We start from the raw sequence: 16,109 nt of genomic DNA on the forward strand, positions 1-16,109 counted from the left end.
CTTATCCTAACAAGAGACAACAACAGACGCTATTCGCGATCGAAGCGATAGCGTTCGACAATAGAGGAGGCACGTCGTCATGTTGACGAATATGATCCATTGGGAAGTCGCGAGTTTAGCGGACGCGCAGTCGGGGCTGGCCGTGCATAAGTTCGGGGAGCGTTACGGATTGACGGCGCGCGAGCGGGAGCTGCTGCGCGCGCTCGTCCTGTTCGGGATGCGGAACGAGGAGATCGGCGCGATGTTCCATATCGCGCTCAAGACGGTCAAGAACCATATGGCCTGCATGATGGGCAAGACGAGAACGCACTCGTCCCGCGAGCTTCAAGCGCTGTTCTTGCGCTATGTGCTCAATCAGCAGGCCGGGTTCGCGGTCAATGATCGCGAGGAGCGGCCTGCGCGCTGATCGGCAGGCGCACGGTGAACTCGGCGCCGCCGCCCGCCCGGTTGCGCGCGATTACGGAGCCTTGGTGCATCTCGACGATCGTGCGGACGATCGATAAGCCCAGGCCGCTGCCCGAGCCGCTCGAGCCGTTGCCCGAACGCGTGCGCGCCTTGTCCGCTTTGTAGAACCGTTCGAACAGATGGGGGAGATGCTCGCCTTGAATGCCGTCTCCGCTGTCCGCGAACGCGATCCGGTAATCTCCTTCCGCGGGTTCGACCTTGACGGAGATCGTGCCGCCCTCCGGCGTGAACTTAATGGCGTTGCCGAGCAGATTGATCCACACTTGGTCGATCAGCTCTTCGTCCGCCGTTATCGTTAGCCCGGGCAGATCGATATCGATCTCGATGCCCTTCTGTTGCCAGAGCGGTTCGCATGAAAGCACGATGCGTCGCAGCTGCCGGTCCAGGCGGTACGGCTTCGGCTCGAACGGATGGTGCTTCGATTCGAGCGACGTCAGCTTGAGCAGATTGTCGCTTAACCGGGATAACCGCAAGCTCTCGAGCTCGATGATGTCCAAGTAGTGCAGGCGCGCCTCCGGCGTCAGCCGTTCGTCTTTCAGCGCGCGGGCGAAGCCGCTGATCGACGTAAGCGGCGATTGGAATTCGTGCGATACGTTGGAGATGAACTCCTGCCGCGTCTTCTCCATCTCCCGGAGCGCGACGATCATCCGATTGAAATGTTTGACGATGATGCCCATCTGGCCGGTATGCCGGGGATCGAAGTCGAGCGTCACGTCGAAGTCGCCCTTGCCCATGCGGCGCATCGCTCCCATCCACGCGACGAAGATGCTGATCTGTCGGCGGCCCGGATCGAAGATGAGCCGGACCAGCATGATGAAGCAACCGAAGAAGACGAGCATGAGCATCACCGTCAGCAGATGCCGGCCGACCGAGTCGGCGTACGTGGGGAACCAGGCATCGTAGACGAAGGCCGTCAGCATGTCGGATAGCAAATAATTCGCCAGCATGATCGCGTAGAACACGAATAGGCCGAAGGCGATCCAGCGCTTCGGCGCAGGGGGAAGCTTGAACTTCGCGTCCATATTGATGACGCCGCCGTGCTTGCGCAGCATCTCCTCGAAATACGCGTCGTGTTCCTCGTTCATCTGCTCGTGCCGGCGGATATGCGCCTCCTGAAGGCGGCGGAACGGCTTGAACCGCGACAATTTTCCGTGAAGCCTCACTTAGTTCCCCTCCAACCGGTAGCCGAGTCCCCGGATCGTCGTGATCCGGAACCCGCACTCGTCTTCGCCGAACCGTTCCCGCAGCCGCTTAATATGCACGTCTACCGTCCGTTCGTCTCCCTCGTAGTCGTACCCCCAGATTTGCTCGATCAGCTGCTCGCGCGAGAACGTCTTGCCCGGATAGCTCGCCAGCTTGAACAGCAACTCGAACTCCTTCAATGGCAACGTCAGCTTGCCGTCTACGGACGATACTTGGAACGTCGAGCGGTCGAGCTGTACCCGGCCGACGGTTACCTGCTGCGACGTCGAGATTCTGTATCGCTTCAAGAGCGCCCTCACGCGGGCGACGAGCTCGACCGGTTCGAACGGCTTCACCATGTAATCGTCCGTGCCGAGCGCGAAGCCTTTGACCTTCTGCGCCGTATCGCCCATCGCCGTCAGCATGAGCAGCGGCATGTCGTACAGGTCGCGCAGCTCGCGGCACAGCTCGAAGCCGTCCATCTCCGGCATCATAATATCGAGCACGACCAAGTCGGCCGGCGTCTTCTCCAGCAGCTTGAGCGCATGGACGCCGTTCGCGGCTTCGATAACCGAGAAACCTTCCTGCTTCAAGAACACGCCGACCAGCTCCCGGATATGCGGATCGTCGTCCACGACGAGTATCGTTGACATCTGTATCGTCTCCTTAAATGGTAGAGGTTCAAGAATGCCGCAATTCGAGCGGCTGTTGTTCCTGGTACCGGAGCTGCCGCGAAGCGAATTCGCGGTATAGCGCATGGGATTGCACCAGCTCCTCGTGAGTGCCGATTCCCGTAATAACGCCTTTATCCAGGAAAATAATCCGGTCCGCGTCGACGACGGTGGACAAGCGGTGCGCGATGACGATCGTCGTACGGCCCTTCATCAGATTAGCCAGCGCCTCCTGCACGACGATCTCGGACTTGCTGTCCAAGCTGGACGTCGCTTCGTCGAGCATGAGGACGCGCGGGTCCCTGAGAAGTGCCCGCGCGATCGCGATGCGTTGCCGTTGACCGCCGGACAACTTCATGCCGCGTTCGCCGACTTCGGTATCGTAGCGCTGAGGAAGCTCGTCGATGAAGTCGTCGGCGTACGCCATTCTCGCGACGGTCCGCAGCTCTTCGTCGGATACTTCCCGCGGCAAGCCGTACGTCATGTTGTCGCGGATCGTGCCGGAGATGAGCGGGCTTTCCTGCGAGACGTAGCCGATCTGCTTGCGCCAGTCCGGCAGGCTGAACGCGTCGATGGAGGCGTCTCCGAACGCGATCCGGCCGGATCGCGGTTCGTAATACCGTTCAAGAAGGGCGAACAGCGTCGTCTTCCCGCTGCCGCTCGGGCCGACGAGCGCGGTCACTTTACCGGACGGCACGGTGAAGCTGACGTCCTTCAAGATCGCGTCGGCAGCCTCGTCCGATTCGTCGCGGCCGTAGCCGAACGTGACGCCGTCAAGCGTAATCGAGGCGTCCTCGCGCGGCACGGGTTTCCCGCCTTCATGGTTCTCTTCGGCTTGGCCGAGAATGTCGATCATTCGGCCCGCCGCGCCGGTCGCCTTCTGCAATTGCGTCACGAACGCCGTAATCTGGCCGAGAGGCATGACGATCTGAATGAGGTACAGGATGAACGCGACGAGCTCGCCCGCCGTGATGGCGCCGCTCTCGACGCGAAGTCCGCCGTAACCGATGATGACGACCATCAGGATCATGATGACGGCGCCCATGAGCGGGCCGATGAACGCTTGGATCTTGCCTTCGCGAATGCCCAGCTTGAGCAACGAGCCGATGCCTCGGCGTCCGCGGGCGTATTCGATCGGCTCCGCGTTCGAAGACTTGACGAGCCGGACTTCCGACAGCACCTGCGTCAGAACGGCGGTGAACTTCGCCGTCTCGTCCTGCATGCGCTTGGAGACGTTGTGCATCTGCTTGCCGAGCGGGAACAGGATCAGCATCGTGAGGGGGACGGCGACGAGCAGCATCAGCGTCATTCGCCAATCGAGCGTGAACAAGATGACGACCGATCCGACGATCGAGATGATGCCGGAGACGAAGCCCGACAGATGCTGGGCGATGACCTCCTTCGCGACGTTCGTGTCGTTCGTGACGCGGCTGATCAGGCTGCCCGTCTCTTCCCGGTCGTAATTGGACACGGGCAGGAAGATGAGCTTGCGCCACAGCAGATCGCGCAGGCCGGCAAGGATCTGCTGCCCGAACTTGTTCAGCAGGTAGATGGATAGACCGCCCGTGATCGTCTGGACGATGAACGCGCAGGCGAGCATGACGATCTGAAGCGTCGTCAGCGAGTCGAGCGTGAAGCCGTCGACGAGCTCTTTGGTGAACAGCGGCACGAACAAGCCCGCGATCGTCGTCAGAAGGCTGAAGCTTAAGGCGATCGACAGGAGGAGGAACGACGGCTTCGCCTGCCGGATCAGCCCCAGGAATTGTCGAAGCTTGACCGGGGGCTGCGCGGCAAGGTCTTGACGTTCGGTAGGTTGTTGCATCGATTTCACTCTCTTTCCGGATAGGTATATTATGACAATGTTAATAGGCGATAGCTACCGAGCAAGACCGGACGGCTTCTTCTCATCATGACGCCTCTATATGAACGCAATATGAACGGCGCAGCGAAGCGTGTTACAATGACGTATATCTTGTATATCTATGCAACGCGGTAAAGGAGCTATCGCATGACGAATCTATGGAACAACGACAGACTGCACGGCCAGATCGCCTTCATCGCCGAGATCGACAAGCTGAAGGGCGTCCTTCGCAAGACGCTTATTCTGGACAAGAGCAGGCTCGAGAACACCGCGGAGCATAGCTGGCAAGCTTCCGTCATCGCCATGGTGCTGTTCGAGCACGCGAACGAGCCGGGCCTCGACTTGTATCGGATCGTGAGAATGCTGCTCGTGCACGACATCGTCGAGATCGACGCCGGCGACACGTTCGCCTACGATTCGCAAGGGTACGAAGACAAGGAAGAGCGGGAACAAGCGGCCGCGAACCGGCTGTTCGGCTTGTTGCCGGACGATCAGCGGGACGAATGGATGACCCTATGGCGAGAATTCGAAGACGGCGTGACGACGGAAGCCCGTTACGCGGCCGCGATCGATCGGCTCCACCCGGTCATTAATAACTATTATACCGGCGGTTACAGCTGGTTGAAGCACGGCGTCGTGCGGTCTCAGGTGTTGAAGCGGTTGTCCGTCGTCGCGACCGTGTCGGATACGCTGTGGCAATTCACGCAGGATCTGCTGCAGCGGTCCGTGGAGCAGGGGCTGCTTCTGGACGATCCGTCTTCATGAGCCAAAAGGGGGAATACGATGCCTCACCTGTACGGAGATCGAATTAAGCTGCGGGAATACCGGCGCGAGGACTTGCCGTGGATTCGGCTGTGGGTGAACAATCCGGACATCGTCGGTTATCTGTCGGATATCTTCCTCTACCCGCACACCCAGGAATCGACGGAGGCGTTCGTGGACCGGATGCTGGAAGGCGACCCGAACAGCCGCGGCTTCGTTATCTGCGAGCACGGCTCGGAGCAATACATCGGCAACGTCAATCTCGACGCGATCGATTGGAAGAACCGCGTCGGCACGGTCGGCATCGTCATCGGCGCTCCCGAATACTTGGGGCTCGGCATCGGGACGGAAGCGATGAAGCTGCTCGCCAGGTTCTCCTTCCGGGAGCTGAATCTGAACCGGCTGGAGCTGCAAGTGTACGACTTCAACGAGCGCGCCTATCGCAGCTATCTGAAATGCGGCTTCGCGGAGGAAGGACGGCTGCGCGAGCGGCACTATCGGAACGGGCGGTACGCCGACGTCATTCAGATGGGCTTGCTTCGTTCGGAGTGGGAATCGGCGCAACAAGAAGAGGGGAAACAGTGATCGCATCGATGTCTTACGACGAAGCGTTGCGGCATTATTGGCCGCATGGAGAGTGGACGGTTACCGAAGGCCCGTCAGGCTGGAACAATACGACGCGCTACGTGCAAGCGGAAGGTCGCAAGTGGGTACTCCGCGTGTACGCGCACGGCGACGAGGACAAAGTCGGCTTCGAGCATGCGGTGCTTCGGGCGCTGAACGGCCTCGCGCTTCCGTTCGCGGTGCCCGATCCCGTGACCTTGGACGGCGGCAGAACGTTCGTTCGCCTGTCCGACGGCGCCGATCGGCTCGCGTGCTTGTTCCCTTACCGCGAAGGAGATCGGCCGCATGATCGCGATCCCGACGTCGCGCGCGCCATCGGCGTTGCCTCTGCGCATCTGACCGAGGCGCTCGCCGCGCTGACGGTGGACGGCATGCCAGAGTATCCGCCGTATTACGAGCTGGACTCGGCGCACCCGCTCTGCACGCCGGAGCGCGTCGCCGCGTTCTGCGCTGCTCCGCCAGAGCCGTTCGCGGCCGAAGCGGGACGGCTTCGCGCGATCGGACAAGCGCTCGCGGGCATCCGCGCCGCGCTGCCGGGGTTTCGCGAAATGCCGCACCAGCTCATTCACGGCGATATTAACGCGAGCAACCTGCTCGGCGATCGGACGATCTCCGCCGTGCTCGACTTCGAGTTCTGCACGCGGGACGCTCGGGCGATGGAAGTCGCCGTCATCGTCACCGGCTTCCTTGCGGAGACGGAGGAGGGAGCGCAGAGCGGCGGCGAAGAAGAGGCGTCCGCGGATCTCGCGCTGATCGAAGCGATGCTGCGGGGATTCGGTTCGCGGCTTACGATTAGCCGCGAAGAGGCGGAAGCGATACCGCTCCTGGCGAGCTTACGCAAGCTGGACGTCTTCTTGCATTTCCTCGGGCGTTACTGGGACGGCGTCGACGGTGCCGAGGTCGTCCTGACGCAGCTGCGAGCGACCGATCTCGGCTTGAAGCGGCTGGCTGTCATCGAAGAGCCGTTAAGACGGATGTGCATGGCGTACATAACGGAATGAGAGGCTGGAGGGATTCGAATTGAGATTGCAACATCTGCTACTGATAAGCGGCTTAAGCATTGCCTTGTTAGCCGGGTGCGACGGCAACGACGACGCGAACGATCTCGCATCGGGAGAGGCATCGCCGTCGGCTTCCCAGACGGAATCGGCGTCCGCGATCGTCGAGCCGGAACCGTCGCCGTCCGCGTCGCCTTCGGCGACGACCGTCGCGCCTAGCCCGTCTTCGTCGCCGGACGACCCGCTAGGTCGCTACGTCGCCGCGATTCCCGGCGAATTCGGCAGCGACGACATCGTCTTCAGCGCGGAAGCCGATCTCGACCTCGACGGACAAGCGGAGACGGTGCTCGCCGTCGGCAGCACCGGCGAAGGCGGAGAAGTGAAAGGCCTATACGTGCTTCGCGACGTCGGCGGCGAAGTGATGCGCATCGGCGACAACTTGGCCGCGGACGCCTATATGACGAACGAGGCGAAGCTGGTTACGCTGCAGGGCGAGCCTAAGCCGATCATTTATGCTGGCTTAACGAACGGCGCCGAGCTACAAGGGTTCCAGCTGTACCGGATGGACGGAGGCAAGCCCGAGAAGCTCGCGTACGCCGCTTCCGCTACCGGAGCGGGAAGCGACGGTCTCGTCGACCGCGATGCCGACGGGCGATTCGACGGTTACGTCCAGCACAGATATAGCTACGATACGTTGTATTACGACGTGGAGCGCCGGTTCGAATGGAAGCCGGAGCAGGGCGCTTTCGCGCCTTACGATACGGATGTCGCCTTAGAGGAGCCGTATCCCGTCGATATCGAAGAAGTCGTCTATCAGTTCTTGTCGCTCGGCGCCATCGACGACGGTTATTCCGCCGAATTGACGGCGAGGTTGAACGAGCTTAGCTCCGTCGCGGACGCCACGGAGCAGTCGATCGATTGGGACCTATGGCGGATCGCGTTGTTCGACGCCGCGATGGAGATCGGCGGCAGCTACTCGGTCGACGTCAAGGAGAAGGGCGACTCGGCGACCGCGCGCGTAGTCGGCAGAACCGAGACGAAGAGCGATGACATCACGTTCGAATTGGCCAAGAAGTCCGGCCGATGGAAGATCGTATCCATGGAATAACCGAGTTGTCGATTCGTTTGTCGAAGCGGTTTCCGCGCTCTAATTAACATCATTAATTATTCCTTCGGATGAATCATCAGCTCGGGCCGGACGACGTCGTCGAACTGCGCCTCCGTCAACAAGCCGCTCGCCAGAGCGGCTTGTTTCAACGTTAAGCCCTTCGCGTGCGCCGTCTTGGCGATCGCCGCGGCGTTCTCGTAGCCGATAAGCGGGTTCAGCGCGGTGACCAGCATGAGCGAGCGGTCCAGATGGTCTTGGATGACGGCGAGGTTAGCTTCGATTCCGACGGCGCAGTTGTCGTTGAAGGATACCATCGCGTCGGACAGCAGCCTAGCGGACTGAAGGAATGCGTTCGCGATGACCGGCTTGAACACGTTCAGCTCGAAGTTGCCCTGACTCGCCGCGAAGCCTATCGTCACGTCGTTGCCGAGTACCTGAGCGACGACCATCGTCAGCGCCTCGGACTGGGTCGGGTTCACCTTCCCGGGCATGATCGAGCTGCCCGGCTCGTTGGCCGGAATCGTCAGCTCGCCGATGCCGCTGCGCGGTCCGCTCGCGAGCCATCGGACGTCGTTGGCGATCTTCATCAGATCGGCGGCGAGTGCCTTGAACGCGCCGTGAACGTGGACGAGCTCGTCGTGGCTCGTCAGGGCGTGGAATTTGTTGCGCGCCGTGACGAACGGATGGCCGGTGAGCTCGGCGATCGTCTCCGCGACCTTGGCGCCGAACTGAGGGTGAGCGTTAATGCCGGTTCCGACGGCGGTGCCGCCGATCGCCAGCTCCAGCAAGTACTCGGCGCTCTGAGAGATCATGCGCTCGCCTTTCTCGAGCATGCGCGCCCAGCCGCTGAATTCTTGCCCGAGAGTGAGCGGCGTCGCATCCTGCAAGTGCGTTCGGCCGATCTTGATGACGTTCGCGAACTGCGCGGCTTTGTCGTCGAGCGTCGAGCGGAGCTTGCCGATCGCCGGCAGCACCTGCTTCGCGACCGCATCGTACGCCGCGACGTGCATCGCCGTCGGGAACGTATCGTTCGAGCTTTGCGACTTGTTCACGTCGTCGTTCGGGTGAACGCGTTCGTCGCTGCCTTGCCCGGCCAGCCGCTCGTTCGCGACGTTCGCAATGACCTCGTTGACGTTCATGTTCGTCTGCGTGCCGCTGCCGGTCTGCCAGACGGCTAGCGGGAAGTGCTCGTTCAGCTCGCCGGCAATGATGCGGTCGCAAGCCGCGACGATCGCTTCCGACTTCGACCGGCTCAGCTTCCCGAGCCGCTCGTTGACGATGGCGGCGCTCTTCTTCAGGATGGCGAAGTCGGAGTGGAGGGCGGTCGGCATCTTCTCGGTGCCGATCTTGAAGTTCTCGAGGCTGCGCTGCGTCTGCGCGCCCCAGCGCTTGTCAGCGGGCACCCGGATCTCTCCGAGCGTATCTTTCTCGATGCGATAGTCCATGTTTGACACCCTTTCGATATCGTAGGATCATAGGGAAGGCAAGGTACTCTCATTATATTTAACCTCAAGGAGGGGTTATGATGTCCGAGCAATGGAACACCGTCGGCACCGTGCCGATATTGAGAATGTTCGACGAAGCGAAGGCCAAGGAATTCTACGTCGGCTTCCTGGGGTTTCGTATCGATTGGGAGCATCGGTACGAGCCGGACATGCCGCTCTACATGCAAGCGACGCTAGGAGAAGGGACCGTCGTCCATCTGTCCGAGCACCACGGCGATTGCTCTCCGGGCTCGGCGCTCCGGATCGAGATGATCGGCATCGACGCGTTTCACCGTTCGTTATCCGGGAAACACTACAAGTACGCGCGCCCCGGGCTCGAGCGCAACGAACGGGAACGTTACGTCCAAGTCGGGGATCCGTTCGGCAACCGGTTGACGTTCTTCGAGCGACTATAGACGCTGAACCCTTAATTTAATTACATTAAATATCTAATCTTCATCTTGTAGCCGTCTCATCGAATTCGACCGCCAGGATTCGTTCGCCGACCGTCTCGAACCGAATCGTCACGAATACGCCGAATTCCCGGTTCGCGTCGCGAAGCCACAGCTTGAACTTCTCTTCCGCGATGCCGGGCGACAGCTGCCTTCGCCCGACGTGCAAGTAGTCCACGATTGGCATCCGGTACCGTTGCGCGGTTCGCTCCATCGCGATCCGTCCCCACTTGGCGTACGCGGGCGGCTGCAGCCGGACGGCAATCTCATGATGCTGCGAAGGCCAAGCCGTTCCCGCGAGCAAGCCTATCGTTAACGCGCACGCGCGCCATGCTCCGAACATATTCGTCTCCTCCTGACGTCTTCTGCTTACTTCCGCTTACGCTTCCCATTATCGGCATCCTCCGCGTTTCCTTATTCGCCCAATCGCCGATCCGGAGCAACCTTTCGCTTCCGAATCGCGTTTAGTAGACAGATCAATCTCATGCAAAGGGAGAGCTGCGTATGCATATAATGCGCCGATTCGGTCCAATCGTCCTCCTGCTCGTCTGCGCGTTGTTCGTCTTGAGCGCCTGCGGCGACCGCGATAGCGGCAACGGCGGCGATGTGAAGCGGATTACCGATTCCGAGCAGGAACAACTGCCGACGGATCTTACGAAGCTAAGCGAGATGTACGCGTCGCATGGCGTGCTGCTGCGCAGCGCCTATTCGACGGAAGACGAAGTGGTAGTGGAAGTGCGGCAAGCGAACAAGCCCTGGGAGGCGCTGACCGCCGAACAGGTCGAAGCATTGAAGAGCGATATCTATAAGAAGATCGGATACTCGTTCAAGCTTCGGGTCGATTCGTTCGTCCTGCCGAAGCAGGCGGATATTACGGGCAAAGTGACCGCGATCGAAGGCAACCGAGCCCTTGTCGTCGGCAAGGCGACGGAGGGCGGCAATGCTAACGCAGTCTGGGTGACGTTGCCGGCGGGGATGGGCAGCGAGCTCAAGGTCGGTTACGGAGTCGGCGTCTGGAGCGACGGCATGATGCTCGATAGCTACCCGCAGCAGACGAACGCCGTCCAGTTGCAAGTGACGGACTTCGAGGTCGGCGAAGGCGATCTACAAGGCGCGATAACGAAGGTGAGTATCGGCGACGATTCGATCGAGAACAATTATGTCGAGGTCGATGGCGTTAAATTCCAATTGCTCGCGTTCACGAACGTGATGGAGGACGGAAAGAGCGGCGGTCTCGATCGGCTGAAAGTCGGCGCGCGCGTACAAGTATGGACGCTCGGCTACGTCATTACGGAAGAACAACGGTTCGCGTCGCAGATTAACGTATTGCGATGATCTGAGCCGCGCGATCGGCGGTTATAACGGACTTTGCGGCTATTTCGGGCGCTATCGGCGACGAATGACAATTCGAGCACTTCACGCGATCCGCTTGGATGGCGCGAAGTGCTTATTTATTAACGACGTAAATTATCGTGTAATTGGACAAGTTAACAATACAATTATTATGTCAACCGATGAATGGAAAAACCTATCAACCATTGTATAATAGGAGAATCGCTTGCTCCATAGGAACAAGAACCACTCCGGCCCGGCCTGGAGTGGTTCTTGAGTATCCGAGCTTACTTCGCGTTGTCGTGCCGCTTGTCGATCGCCTCGGCCATCGTCTTGTCCGTCAAGTGGGCGTAGATCTGCGTCGTCTCCGGCGAGGCGTGTCCGAGCTGCTCCTGCGTCTTGTACAGGTCGTTGCTCAAGTAATAGTCCGTGGCGAACGAGTGCCGCAGCTTATGTACCGACAAGTAGGGCTTGCCGAACCGTTTCGCGTACTTGATGACCATCTCCTGGATCGCGCGCTTCGTCATCCGGGCGCCTTCCTTCTTGCCGTTCGCGATAGCTAGGAACAGCGCCTTCTCCCGCTTCGGCGCCTTGTAGCGGATGTCGCGTTGGCCCATGTATTGCTCGAGGTCGGCAATCGCGTCGCTGCGGAAGTAGACCGGCGTCTTGAACGTGTCGTCGTTCTTGCCCTTGCGGAAGACGTAGACGAGCCGCTTCTTCAGATCGACGTCGTCGACGTTCAAGTTCACGAGCTCCGAGACGCGTAGGCCGGAGTTGAGGATCAGGCTGACGATGCAGCTATCGCGCGTATGGTTCAGCTCGTGGGCATAGATCGCTTGTTTGTTTGTCGCGACATCGTGGGCATAATCATGATTAATGTAGTTAATGAATTCGATAATTTCTTGTTCCTGCAGCAGCTTGCCTTCGAGCTTGGCCGCCGTATCCTTCGGCTTCTGCGTTCGTTTGACCGATACTTTGGCCATGACGTTGCGCTTAAGAAGCGGATAGAAGTTTTCGTCTTCGGCGATTTGGCTTAAGTAATGGAATAAGGACCGAAGGGAAGACAGCTTGCGCGAGATCGTCGTCCGCGTATTCGCGTGGTCGCGCTTCGTCGCCAGGAACATGCGGAAGCCGTCGATGCTGTCCATGTGAAGCCGCTCGAGATCTTCGATCGGAATCGCGCTCATCTTATCGGCGGACGTGAGACCTTCGGCCATAAGCCAGCCCAGGAATCTTTCGTAATCTCTCGCGTATTCGAGCAAGGATGAAGGGGAGAGGTCCGGCAGCTTGTAGTTCATGAACTTCTCGACGTACCACGGCAGCGCCGGAATGCGTTTGTCGAGCTCTTCTCGGTCGCGTTTTTTTTGCAGATTCATGCGGTCGTTCACCTCTCCGGGACGAATTCGAAGGCGTAACTCATATCGTTAGGTTATAAGGGGGAAATGTCGATGGGTAATCTGTTGTTCGTCAGCATTCAGATCGCCATGGCGATCGTCACCGTCGCTGCGGTTTGGCGGAGAAAATGGATCCCGTTCGCGCTATTCGCGGTAGCGGACGGGTTATTCGTCTCCCAGGCGCTGCGCTCGCACGACGGGTGGACCGAGCTCGCGCTCTTCGCCACGTTCCTGATCTTCGTCTTGCCGTTATACGCGGCGGGAGGCATCGTCTGGTTGATCGGCCATTATCGGCGGAAGAATCGATGATGCGCCATGCCTCAAGTATCCGCCATGATACGTCCAGTCAAGGACAGATCGTAGCCGCCGATCGCGCCAAGCTCTTCCCGTAACGCATCCGATCGCAATACGCGCAGTACCGCCTCGATCCAACCTTTGTTCTCCGGCCGCTTCAGCATGACCAGATCGTATCTTTCCTTGATGAGCGGCACGAAGTCGACGTTGCCGACGATCGTCGCCGCTCTGGCCGTGCCGACGCCGACGTCCGCCGCGCCGGAGGCGACTTTGCCGGCTACCCCCAGATGATTCGATTCTTCCGTATCGTACCCCGCGATTCCTTCCGCCGCGATGCCGTGCAGGCGAAGCTGCTCGTCCAAGAGCACTCGCGCGCCGGATCCGCGCTCCCTATTGACTAGCCGAATGTTCGGCTTGCCCAAGTCGCCCCAAGTCCGCAAACCGAGCGGATTGCCTTCTTGCACGAACATCCCGGCTTCCCGGGAGAGCAGGTTGACGACGACGTACGGCGCGCCGACGAGCAGCTTGCGGATGTAAGGCAAGTTGTATTCGCCCGTATCGCCGTCGAGCAGATGGGTGCTCACGATGTCCGCTTCGCCTCTGTACATCGATATCAAGCTGTCCAAGCTTCCCGCGTAAGCCCGCAGCGCTCGCGTGCCCGGCACTTGCTTCTCGATCTGCTTCGTCAATAGGTCGAGGCCGATATCCTGCCCGGTAATAACGAGCCGTCGAACTCCGACGGGCGCGGGCGCGTCTATGACTTGCGCCGGCAGGACGACGCTCTGCGCCTTCTCTTGATAGGATACGCCTTTGGCGCGTTGCTTGTAGGCTTCGAGGTCGACGGCGTCGACCCGCATCTGCTTGCCCACGCGATACGACGGGAGCTCGCCTTTCTTGATGAGGTCGTAGACGGTCAGCTTCGATATTTTCAACAGCTTGGCAATTTCTTCGGTCGTATAGGACATATCTCCGGACATTCGCACCCACCCCGTTGATCGTTATCTCCGATGTCGTGATGGACATTATTGTAACATAAGCGCACGGAGCGAATGAATGAAGAAAAAACGATGTGAGAGATATTGACATGATGTTTAGTTATGTTTAAATATAATTAGATATAAATAGTATGATAGGGAGATGGGGAAATGCGTACTTTATTACGAAGCAAGAGGAATCGTTGGCTCTTGATCGCGGCTATGTTCATGCTGTCGCTTGCGGCGGCATGCGGCAACGAGTCGAACAACGCGGCAGGCGAGCCGGTGCAATTGACGATATCCGCGGCGGCAAGCCTCAAGGACGCGTTAACGGAAATTCAAGGGAAGTATGAAGCGACTCATGATCGCGTGAAGCTTAGCTTCAACTTCGCCGCTTCCGGCGCGCTGCAGCAGCAGATCGAGCAGGGGGCGCCGGTCGATCTGTTCCTGTCCGCGGCCGCGAAGAACATGGACGCGCTCGTCGACAAGGGATTGATCGAGGAAGACATGCATGCGAACCTGCTCTCTAACGAGTTGGTCGTCGTGACGCCTACTGACGGAAACGTATTGGCTAACATCGCGGATTTGTCCAAGGACGAGATCAAGCAGATCGCGATCGGCATTCCGGCCAGCGTGCCGGCGGGCAGCTATGCCCAAGAGGCGTTAACGAACGCCGGCATCTGGGACGAGCTGCAATCGAAGACCGTGCAAGCCAAGGATGTCCGTCAAGTGCTGCAATACGTGGAGACGGGGAACGTGGATGCGGGATTCGTGTATAAGACGGATGCGTTGACCTCGGACAAGGTGAACGTCGCGTTCGCCGTCGATCCGGCGACGTACAAGCCGATCGTATATACGATAGGGCTCGTCAAGGCGACGGAGCATCGGCAAGAAGCCGAGGACGCGTACGAATACTTGCAATCCGAGGAAGCCGTCGCTATTTTCCAAAAGTACGGGTTCACGCTGCCTTCTGGAGATTGATTCATAACAAAAATTATGTAAACTAATAGAGAGAATAATAAATCACAAAACGTATCAAAAGGGAATCTGCCCCAGTCGACCGGCGCTAACGTCGGAAAGTTGTCGTTGCACGCGCTTACAGTCTTCGCTATGATAGGAATCGTTATCTACGAAGAGCGAGGCGTTAACGTGAAGCGCACTGTATGGTTGTTGGCCTTGTCGATCGCGGTATCGGCTTCCCCGTTGTCCGCGGACGCCAAGGAACTATTGGACGACGAATACGAGTATTTCGGCGCGAAGTTCGTCCGGTTCGATTCTACATATGCCGCTCCGGGCGGCGAAGCTTACATCGAGCTGCGCGAAGGGTGCGACGTCATCTCGGGCGAGCTCACCGTCTTCTCCGCTTCCAAGCGCCAGAGCTGCGAGAAGAACAACATCGTCTATTTGTCCAACGACGGATTGATGATCAGGAACGACTACTACGTGCCGATGGACGAGTTTTTCGACAGAATGAACGTGCGATATACGCCGATGCGGGTGTCCGGCGAAACGCTGCTTACCGATCTAACGTACGGCATGTCGACCGGCGAGCTCATCGAGTCGTACTTGACGAGATTGAACCATATGGAGAAGTTCAACGGAAGCAATCTCGTCGCGATTGACGGCAACGTGCTGACGAAGAAGGGGTACGGATACGCGTCGATGGACGCCAAGATTCCGAACGAGCCCTCGACGAAATTCGCGATCGCGTCCATTACGAAGACGTTCACCGCGCTGGCCGTCCTGCAGCTTCAGGAGCAAGGCAAACTGCGAACGAAAGACAAGGCCGCGAAGTATCTTCCCTCGCTGCCTCACGGAGACGAGATAGCGATCAACCAGATGTTGACGCATACCGCCGGACTGCCGAAGAGCGCCAAAGACTTGAAGCGTCTGACGTTGGCTTACGAGCCGGGCAAAGGCCAAATGTACAGCAACCTCGACTACATCTTGTTAGGACAAATCATCAGCAAGGCATCGGGGATGTCTTACGAGGCGTATATCGAGAAGTACGTTTTGGAACCGGCCGGACTTCGGCATACCGGATACGACTTGAGTCGTTCGGGCTCGCCGACGAAGGGATACGCGTATAAGACGGGTAAAGGCTACGTCGAGCAGTTCATGGATTATCCGAGCCGGGGCGGTTCGGGAAGTCTGTACTCGACCGTCGAAGACTTGTACCTGTGGGACAGAGTGCTGTATACCGACAAGCTGCTGCGCAAGCAGGCGGCCGTCAACCTGTTCCATCTGAAGACCGGTCACGGCTCCTGGGGATACGGATGGATGAACTTCGATGGTCCGTACGGCCAGATCAATATGATGTCCGGCACGAACAAAGGCTTCCGTTCGCATATCCGGCGCAACTTGACGCAAGATTACGCGATCATTCTATTAAGCAACCATTCCAACGAAGGGTTGGACTTGGCGGCCAAAGATATCGAAGATCTGATGATGCGTTATAAATAGATTCGCGGCAGGGAAGCCTAGTTGAGCCAGGGAAGCCAATCCGTT

General features: G+C 58.9%; 17 protein-coding genes. 10 read left to right on the plus strand and 7 right to left on the minus strand.

Annotated features, from left to right (window positions below; genetic code table 11):
• The first annotated feature begins 79 nt into the window (after positions 1–79).
• The gene (locus ACFQZG_RS25800; RefSeq protein ID WP_378157625.1) at positions 80–406 is read left to right on the plus strand and encodes a response regulator transcription factor; all 327 of its coding nucleotides are present in this window, start codon (positions 80–82) and stop codon (positions 404–406) included.
• Here ACFQZG_RS25800 and ACFQZG_RS25805 read toward each other — a convergent pair.
• From ACFQZG_RS25805 to ACFQZG_RS25815, 3 genes are read right to left on the minus strand one after another with little or no spacing between them, the layout of a single operon-like run.
• Entirely contained in the window at positions 375–1,628 is a 1,254-nt protein-coding gene (locus ACFQZG_RS25805; RefSeq protein WP_378157626.1) for a sensor histidine kinase, read from the minus strand. The genes ACFQZG_RS25800 and ACFQZG_RS25805 overlap by 32 nt on opposite strands.
• Positions 1,629–2,300: a response regulator transcription factor gene (locus ACFQZG_RS25810; RefSeq protein WP_378157627.1), complete on the minus strand. Its 672-nt coding sequence runs from the start codon at positions 2,298–2,300 to the stop codon at positions 1,629–1,631.
• A gap of 28 nt (positions 2,301–2,328) precedes the next feature.
• Positions 2,329–4,140: an ABC transporter ATP-binding protein gene (locus ACFQZG_RS25815; RefSeq protein WP_378157628.1), complete on the minus strand. Its 1,812-nt coding sequence runs from the start codon at positions 4,138–4,140 to the stop codon at positions 2,329–2,331.
• 186 nt (positions 4,141–4,326) lie between these two features.
• Here ACFQZG_RS25815 and ACFQZG_RS25820 point away from each other — a divergent pair, with 186 nt between their 5' ends.
• Genes ACFQZG_RS25820 through ACFQZG_RS25835 form a run of 4 tightly spaced genes read left to right on the plus strand, consistent with a single transcriptional unit; the run spans position 4,327 to position 7,671 of the window.
• Positions 4,327–4,944 carry an HD domain-containing protein gene (locus ACFQZG_RS25820; RefSeq protein WP_378157629.1) on the plus strand — a complete coding sequence of 206 codons (618 nt, stop codon included), beginning with the start codon at positions 4,327–4,329 and terminating at the stop codon, positions 4,942–4,944.
• Between the two features lie 18 nt (positions 4,945–4,962).
• The gene (locus ACFQZG_RS25825; RefSeq protein WP_378157630.1) at positions 4,963–5,526 is read left to right on the plus strand and encodes a GNAT family N-acetyltransferase; all 564 of its coding nucleotides are present in this window, start codon (positions 4,963–4,965) and stop codon (positions 5,524–5,526) included.
• Positions 5,523–6,566, plus strand: a complete 1,044-nt coding sequence (locus tag ACFQZG_RS25830) for a phosphotransferase (RefSeq protein WP_378157631.1) — start codon at positions 5,523–5,525, stop codon at positions 6,564–6,566. The genes ACFQZG_RS25825 and ACFQZG_RS25830 overlap by 4 nt, the downstream gene beginning before the upstream one ends.
• Positions 6,567–6,585: 19 nt before the next feature.
• Positions 6,586–7,671, plus strand: a complete 1,086-nt coding sequence (locus ACFQZG_RS25835; protein ID WP_378157632.1) for a hypothetical protein — start codon at positions 6,586–6,588, stop codon at positions 7,669–7,671.
• A 56-nt stretch (positions 7,672–7,727) separates the two neighbouring features.
• Here the strand turns inward: ACFQZG_RS25835 and fumC are convergent, their stop codons facing one another.
• Entirely contained in the window at positions 7,728–9,116 is a 1,389-nt protein-coding gene (gene fumC, locus ACFQZG_RS25840) for a class II fumarate hydratase (RefSeq protein WP_378157633.1), read from the minus strand.
• An 80-nt stretch (positions 9,117–9,196) separates the two neighbouring features.
• Between fumC and ACFQZG_RS25845 the strand changes: the two genes are divergently transcribed.
• Entirely contained in the window at positions 9,197–9,571 is a 375-nt protein-coding gene (locus tag ACFQZG_RS25845) for a glyoxalase superfamily protein (RefSeq protein ID WP_378157634.1), read from the plus strand.
• A gap of 40 nt (positions 9,572–9,611) precedes the next feature.
• Here the strand turns inward: ACFQZG_RS25845 and ACFQZG_RS25850 are convergent, their stop codons facing one another.
• Positions 9,612–9,950, minus strand: a complete 339-nt coding sequence (locus tag ACFQZG_RS25850; RefSeq protein WP_378157635.1) for a DUF3889 domain-containing protein — start codon at positions 9,948–9,950, stop codon at positions 9,612–9,614.
• A 161-nt stretch (positions 9,951–10,111) separates the two neighbouring features.
• Here ACFQZG_RS25850 and ACFQZG_RS25855 point away from each other — a divergent pair, with 161 nt between their 5' ends.
• Positions 10,112–10,942: a DUF3221 domain-containing protein gene (locus ACFQZG_RS25855; RefSeq protein WP_378157636.1), complete on the plus strand. Its 831-nt coding sequence runs from the start codon at positions 10,112–10,114 to the stop codon at positions 10,940–10,942.
• 284 nt (positions 10,943–11,226) lie between these two features.
• Here the strand turns inward: ACFQZG_RS25855 and xerS are convergent, their stop codons facing one another.
• A complete protein-coding gene (xerS, locus tag ACFQZG_RS25860) occupies positions 11,227–12,315 on the minus strand; it encodes a tyrosine recombinase XerS (RefSeq protein WP_378157637.1) in 1,089 nt (362 codons plus the stop codon).
• A 72-nt stretch (positions 12,316–12,387) separates the two neighbouring features.
• Here xerS and ACFQZG_RS25865 point away from each other — a divergent pair, with 72 nt between their 5' ends.
• Positions 12,388–12,642: a hypothetical protein gene (locus tag ACFQZG_RS25865; protein ID WP_378157638.1), complete on the plus strand. Its 255-nt coding sequence runs from the start codon at positions 12,388–12,390 to the stop codon at positions 12,640–12,642.
• Positions 12,643–12,653: 11 nt separating this feature from the next.
• Here ACFQZG_RS25865 and ACFQZG_RS25870 read toward each other — a convergent pair whose 3' ends face one another.
• A complete protein-coding gene (locus ACFQZG_RS25870) occupies positions 12,654–13,604 on the minus strand; it encodes a substrate-binding domain-containing protein (protein ID WP_378157639.1) in 951 nt (316 codons plus the stop codon).
• Between the two features lie 225 nt (positions 13,605–13,829).
• Here ACFQZG_RS25870 and modA point away from each other — a divergent pair, with 225 nt between their 5' ends.
• Entirely contained in the window at positions 13,830–14,582 is a 753-nt protein-coding gene (gene modA, locus ACFQZG_RS25875; protein ID WP_378157655.1) for a molybdate ABC transporter substrate-binding protein, read from the plus strand.
• Between the two features lie 168 nt (positions 14,583–14,750).
• A complete protein-coding gene (locus tag ACFQZG_RS25880; RefSeq protein ID WP_378157640.1) occupies positions 14,751–16,064 on the plus strand; it encodes a serine hydrolase domain-containing protein in 1,314 nt (437 codons plus the stop codon).
• Positions 16,065–16,109: the final 45 nt, after the last annotated feature.

The organism is Cohnella sp. GCM10027633 (assembly GCF_042675445.1).
GTDB lineage: Bacteria > Bacillota > Bacilli > Paenibacillales > Paenibacillaceae > Cohnella.